We start from the raw sequence: 6,000 nt of genomic DNA, 5'->3' as shown, positions 1-6,000 counted from the left end.
GCCGTGCACCACAAGCGCCGCGGGCTCGGCCGACGCGGCGGCGCGGGGAGTGAGCGGCACCATCGCCAGCGCACGGTCGGCGATGACCAGCTTGGTGGGCACCTCGTCCACCACCCGCACCCGCTCCTCGCGCCGGAGCGCGGCGGTCAGGCCCAGGAGGCCGTCCGGCGCGGCCAGGACGCCACGTTCGATCACCACGCGGTAGTCGACGCCCCGCCCGGCGGCCCGCTCCTCGGCGTCGTTCTGCACGCTGGTGACCGCCGTCGGCACGCTCGTGACCAGCGCGCAGACCTCGTCGGCCGCGCCGAGCTGGAGCTGGAGGAAGCGGTGCGCCACCGCACCGGCCCCGGTCACCACCTCCACCAGGTCGTGCACGGCAGGTTCGGCGGCCTGGCCGCGGAACTCCTCGGCGAGCACCGCGGCGGCCAGCTCCGCCCGGTCGAGCTCGTGCCGCTGCTGGGTGAGCAGGGCGCCCAGTGCCACGGCGGGCGGCGCGGCCACCCAGCGGCCGGGGCGGGTGGACGACGGGGCGGCGAGGCCCTGCCGTTCCAGATGGCGCAGGGTGCGGACGGTGTCGTCCTCGGTGAGCGCCAACCGGGCCGCCAGGTACGGGACTTCGGCGGCTCCCAGGCCGACCAGTGCCCGGTAGGCGGTCTCCTGATCCTCGTCCAGACCTATCGCACCGAGCATCCGCTGCCGCCTCTCCTCATCTGCCGTTCCGCTGCCCCGCGTCGACCCGGCCGCCGCGGGGCAGCGGAAGCTGGCGGGAAGGGGCCATGGCGCGATCCCGCCGCGGACATCATCCCCGCGGCTCCCCGCGCTCTGCCAGGGTGTCGGCACCGCAGCAGCAGTCGGCACCAGGTGGGGATGGGGATGGCAATGCGTTCTGGCTCGGCGAACGGCTCGTTCCGGTTGCGAAGACGGCAGGGGGACGGCGCGGACGGCAGGAACGGGCCCGGCAATCGCACGCGGCGCGGCCCGGCCGCGGCACGTACCGGCCTGGGGGCAGCCGTCGCCATCGTGCTGGCCACCGCCCTGGCCGTCCCGTCCCAGGCACAACCCGCGGCCGGTACGGACGGGCAGCGGACGAGGGGCGCACGGCCGATCACCGGCAGCCCGGCGGCCGCGGGCAAGGGCCCAACCGCCGCCACGGTCACGCTGGTCACCGGCGACCGGGTCCAGCTGCGCACCGACGCCAAGGGCCGCAGCAGCGCCGCCGTACTGCCCCGCGCGGACGGCAGCCGGCCGGCCGTGCAGACCCGCCAGTCGGGCAAGGACCTGTACGTCTACCCCGACGCCGCGGCCGAAGCGCTGGCCCGCGGACGGGTGGACGAGGAACTCTTCAACGTCAGCGGACTCGTCCGGCAGGGCTACGACGACGCGCACCGCGCCACGCTGCCGCTGATCGCGACGTACGGCGAATCGGTCGACGTGACCCGCGCCGCGCCGGCCGTACCGCGTGGGGCGAAGCGCGGCACCGTACTCGGCGTCATCGACGGCGTCGCACTGTCCGCCGACAAGAAGCGGGCCGACGACTTCTGGCAGGACCTCGGCGCCGGCCGGGCGCGAGCCGCCGGCGGCCTGCGCAAGCTCTGGCTCGACCGGAAGGTGCACGGCACGCTCGACCGGTCGACGAAGCAGGTCAACGCGCCCAAGGCGTGGGCCGCCGGGCTCGACGGCAAGGGCACCGAGGTCGCGGTCCTGGACACCGGCGTCGACGCGGAACACCCCGACCTCAAGGGCCGGATCACCGACAGCAAGAACTTCACCGACGACACGAGCACCGACGACGTGCAGGGACACGGCACGCACACCGCGTCGACGGTCGGCGGCAGCGGCGCGGCGAGCGGCGGCCGGAAGAAGGGGGTCGCGCCGGGCACCGGGCTGCTGATCGGCAAGGTGCTCGACGACACCGGCTCCGGGACCACGTCGTGGATCATCTCCGGCATGCAGTGGGCGGTGGACCGGCACGCCGATGTCGTGTCGATGAGCCTGGGCTCGCCCGAGGCCACCGACTGCACCGACCCGATGGGGCAGGCCGCGCAGGAGTTCTCCAAGAACACCACGACCCTGTTCGTGGTCGCGGCGGGCAACGCGGGCCCCGCCAAGTCCTCGGTCTCGTCGCCCGGTTGCGCACCCGGCGTGCTGACCGTCGGGGCCGTCGACCGCGACGAGAGCACCGCGCCGTTCTCCAGCCGGGGCCCGGTGCTCACCACCCACACCCTCAAGCCGGAGATCGCCGCGCCCGGGGTCGGCATCTCGGCGGCGTCGGCCGGTGGCCGCGGCGCCCTGGCCTACCGCGCCATGTCCGGCACGTCGATGGCCACCCCGCACGTCGCGGGCGCCGCGGCCGTCGTCCGCCAGGCGCACCCCGACTGGACGGCCCAGCAGGTCAAGTCGGCCCTGGTGTCCTCCGCGCAGAACGGCGCGGGCACCGGCGCGGCGAAGGCGTTCGGCGGCGCCGACGAGATCGGCGCGGGACGCCTCGACGTGGCCGCCGCCGCGACGCAGCCGGTGCTGGCCGCGCCCGCTGTCCAGGGCGGCAGTTTCAGCTGGCCGCAGGACCCGTCCGACCGCACATCCGTCGACGTCCCGTACACCAACACCACGGCTGAAGACGTCCGGTTGAAGCTCACGCTCGACGAGGTGCACGGCAACGACGGCAGCACCGTCACCTCCGCACCCGCCCGGATCGGCGCGTCCCGGGTGACCGTCCCCGCCGGGCAGACCGTCACCGTGCCGCTGAAGCTCGACCCGGCCGCGCACCTCACGAAGGGCCAGTACGGCGACCTCAGCGGCCGGGTGCTGGCCACCGCCGCGCACGGGGTGCGGGTGACCGTGCCGTTCACCCTGTACGTCCAGCCGCAGACCGTCACCCTCCGGGTCAAGATGACCGACCGGGCGGGCGCGGCGGCGGCCGGCGGCTCCGCGCTCGACGTGGTGTCCACCGACACCGCGACCGGCGAGCGGCGGGTCAACGACGGCGCGGACGAACAGCTCTTCCACCTCCGTCCCGGCGCCTACCTCATCAGCGGCTTCATCGAAACCGGCACAGCGTCCCTCAGCTACCTCGCACACCCCGAGTACCACCTGACCAAGGACACCACCCTGGTCCTGGACGCCCGTCGCGCCCACCGCCTGACGGTCCGCACCGACCGCACCGGTGAGGCACGGCGCACCGTCCTGTCCTACGGCCGCTGGTGGGACGACACCTGGCTGACGGCCGGCACCGCGAGCACCGCGGCCGCCGGACAGGAGGTCTACGCGTCGGTCAACGGCCGTTCCCACAAGGGCGGTTACGGATTCAGCAGCAGCTGGCGGTCCTACGGCACGGACACCGCGAAGGGCGCGGGCCACGGCACGGCCGCCGGGCAGCCGTACGTCTACAACCTGACCTTCCCCGAGAACGGACCGATCGCCTCCGCCCGTACCTACCGGGTGCGCGACAAGGACCTGGCCACCGTACGGGCCGACTACCACGCCCTGGGCAAACCGGCCGACTACCAGGACCTGCTGGCGATCCACCCCTCCTGGAGCCCGCAGGACTACGTGGACGTCGGGCTCTTCGACCCGGTCCATGCGCCGGGCACCCGCACCGAGTTCTACACGCCGGGCGGCACCACCTGGCAGCATTCGGTCCTCACGTCCATGCCGTTCGGCGCCCTGCTCACCGACCGCAACCGCAGCTACCGCGCGGGCCAACAGCGCACCGAGCAGTGGTTCGGCGGGGTACTGCGGCCCACCGCACCGCTGAACGAGGACGGGTCCTTGCAGCTCGCCGCCGAGCGGCAGGGCAACCTCATGGGCTTCGGCCCCGGCTTCTGGAACGACGGTTCGGGCGACCACTGGTCGCCGGGCGCCTCCTTCGGCGACATCGGCAACCTGGAACTCCGCCGCGACGGCCAACCGGTCGGCACCAGCCCCTTCCCGAACGGCGTGTTCGAGGTACCGCCTGCCGAAGCGACGTACACCCTGCGGCGCGACACCCAGAAGATCCCCACATCGGACCCCAACTGGCTCCGCTCCCAGGAGACTTCCACCACCTGGACCTTCCGCTCCCACCTGGAGGAGAACGTGGAGTCCCGGGGCCTGCCGCTCCTCTTCCCCGACTACGGCGTCCCGGTGGACGGCAACGACACCCTGCCCGCCGCCGACGGCCAACGGATCACCCTCACCGCCGACGGCCACGCCGGATACACGCCGGGCGCCCTCACCAAGGCCGCGCTGTCCTACTCCTACGACGGAGGAAAAACCTGGACCGCCGCCCCGACCGCACAGCACGACGGCAGATGGACGGCCACCGTCGACCACGCGGGGGCAGCGGGCAAACAGGTCACGCTCAAGGCCGAACTGACCGATTCCCACGGCAATGCGGTCAGCCAGACCGTGGTCCGCGCCTATGACGTGCGCTGACCTGTGAACTCCGCCGGGCGGTCCCCCGTGGGGGGTGGCCGCCCGGCGGAATGCGCCTTCGCGCCCTGTTTCCCGGACCGCCCCGCCATGCACAATGCGGTCCATGAACCAGCAGGGTGCACGACGCGGCCACGAGGACCACTGGTGGCGGCAGCTGTACGGCGACGCCGACACCGGCACGGCAGGCAGCACCCCCGGAGGCCCGAACGCCCCCGCCCCCCACCCATCACTCCACGACACCGGCCCAGGCCACACCCCCGACACCCTGGACGAACGGGTCAACTCGGCCTTGCGGGCGGTGGGTTGCCCACCCGGGGCCGCCTCTTCCCGGACCGCCTCACCTCGGACCGCTTCCGCCCGGACCGCCTCGGGCCGTTCCGCCCCTGCCGAGGCCGATTCCACGCCGCTCCCGGCCCCGGCCATGGACGCGTCCCCGTCCGACACCTTGCCGGGCCCGTCCGACACCCCGCCCGACCAGGCCGCCCCTTCACCACCCCCGGCCGACGAACCCACGGCCCGCATCCGTCGTACCGCCTCCGTCCCACGCGACGCCACCCCCGCCCCGAAGCCCGCCGCCCCGCAGACGGGCTCACTCCCCGGCCCCCACGGCACACCACCCCCACCCCCCTCCGTCGGCTTCATAGGCGACCGTCCGCCGACCTACGCGCCCGAGCCGGTGGCGCTGCCGCCCGCCGACCCGGAGGCGCTCGGCGAACTGGTGCCGGACACGGTGCTGGACGGCGCCCAGTACGGCTCGCTCACCCTCCGGGCCGCGTCGCAGCGCGGCGACTCCGCCCGCTACCGGGGCGACCCCCGCCGCGACGCGCTGCTCGTCACCCGCTTCGGCACCGGCCCGCACACCCTGATCCTGATCGCCGTGGGCACCGGCACACCCGTAGCCGGCGCCCACCGCGCCGCGCACGACGCCTGCGCCTGGATCGGCAGCGCGGTCGGCCGCAGCTGCACCCATCTGGCCGAGGACCTGCGCACCGGCAACCACAGCGCACTCAGATCCGGACTGCAACGGCTCACCGACCGCGGCCACGGCAGGCTGCGGGCCCGCGCGGCCGAGCTGGACCGCGCGCCGCAGGAGTACACGGCATCACTGCGCTGCCTGCTCCTGCCCGCCGACCCTGACTGCCGGCTGCGGGTCTTCTTCGGCATGGGCGAGGGCGGCATCCTGCGGCTGCACGACGACGGCTGGCAGGACCTGGAGCCCCCGTCCACGGACCGCGAGGCGCCGCCCGCCGCCGGCCCGTCCCCCCGTTCGTACGACCCCGCGCGCCCCGATCCGTTCGTCTTCGGCACCGTCACCGCGCGCCGTGGCGACACCCTGCTCCTGTGCAGCGCCGGGCTGGCCGAGCCGCTCGCCGACGAGCCCGCGTTCGCGACCCGCCTCGCCACCGCCTGGTCGGCCGCCGAACCCCCCGGCCTCACCGCCTTCCTCACCACCGCCCAGATACGGGTCAAGGGCCACGCCAAGGACCGTACGGCCGTCGCCGTGTGGGACACCTAGGACCTCTCGAATCAAGGCGAACCAAGGCGACGCCGCAAGAGTGAACAGCCCCCGCACGGGTACCCGCCGAG

Annotated in this window: 3 protein-coding genes; 2 read left to right on the top strand and 1 reads right to left on the bottom strand. The window is 74.3% G+C overall.

Annotation, left to right across the window (positions count from 1 at the left end; genetic code table 11):
• The coding region (locus tag LIU39_RS12485) for a TrmB family transcriptional regulator (protein ID WP_227046722.1) at positions 1-690 on the bottom strand (690 nt) is incomplete at its 3' end.
• A gap of 183 nt (positions 691-873) precedes the next feature.
• Here LIU39_RS12485 and LIU39_RS12480 point away from each other — a divergent pair.
• The gene (locus LIU39_RS12480; RefSeq protein ID WP_227046721.1) at positions 874-4,413 is read left to right on the top strand and encodes a S8 family peptidase; all 3,540 of its coding nucleotides are present in this window, start codon (positions 874-876) and stop codon (positions 4,411-4,413) included.
• Between the two features lie 103 nt (positions 4,414-4,516).
• Positions 4,517-5,929 carry a protein phosphatase 2C domain-containing protein gene (locus LIU39_RS12475; RefSeq protein WP_227046720.1) on the top strand — a complete coding sequence of 471 codons (1,413 nt, stop codon included), beginning with the start codon at positions 4,517-4,519 and terminating at the stop codon, positions 5,927-5,929.
• Positions 5,930-6,000 lie beyond the last annotated feature (71 nt).

This window comes from Streptomyces pinistramenti, from assembly GCF_020564935.1.
GTDB classification, from domain to species: Bacteria; Actinomycetota; Actinomycetes; order Streptomycetales; family Streptomycetaceae; genus Streptomyces; species Streptomyces pinistramenti.
The sequence above is the reverse complement of the archived record's forward strand: the minus strand, read 5'-3'. Positions and strand labels throughout refer to the sequence as shown.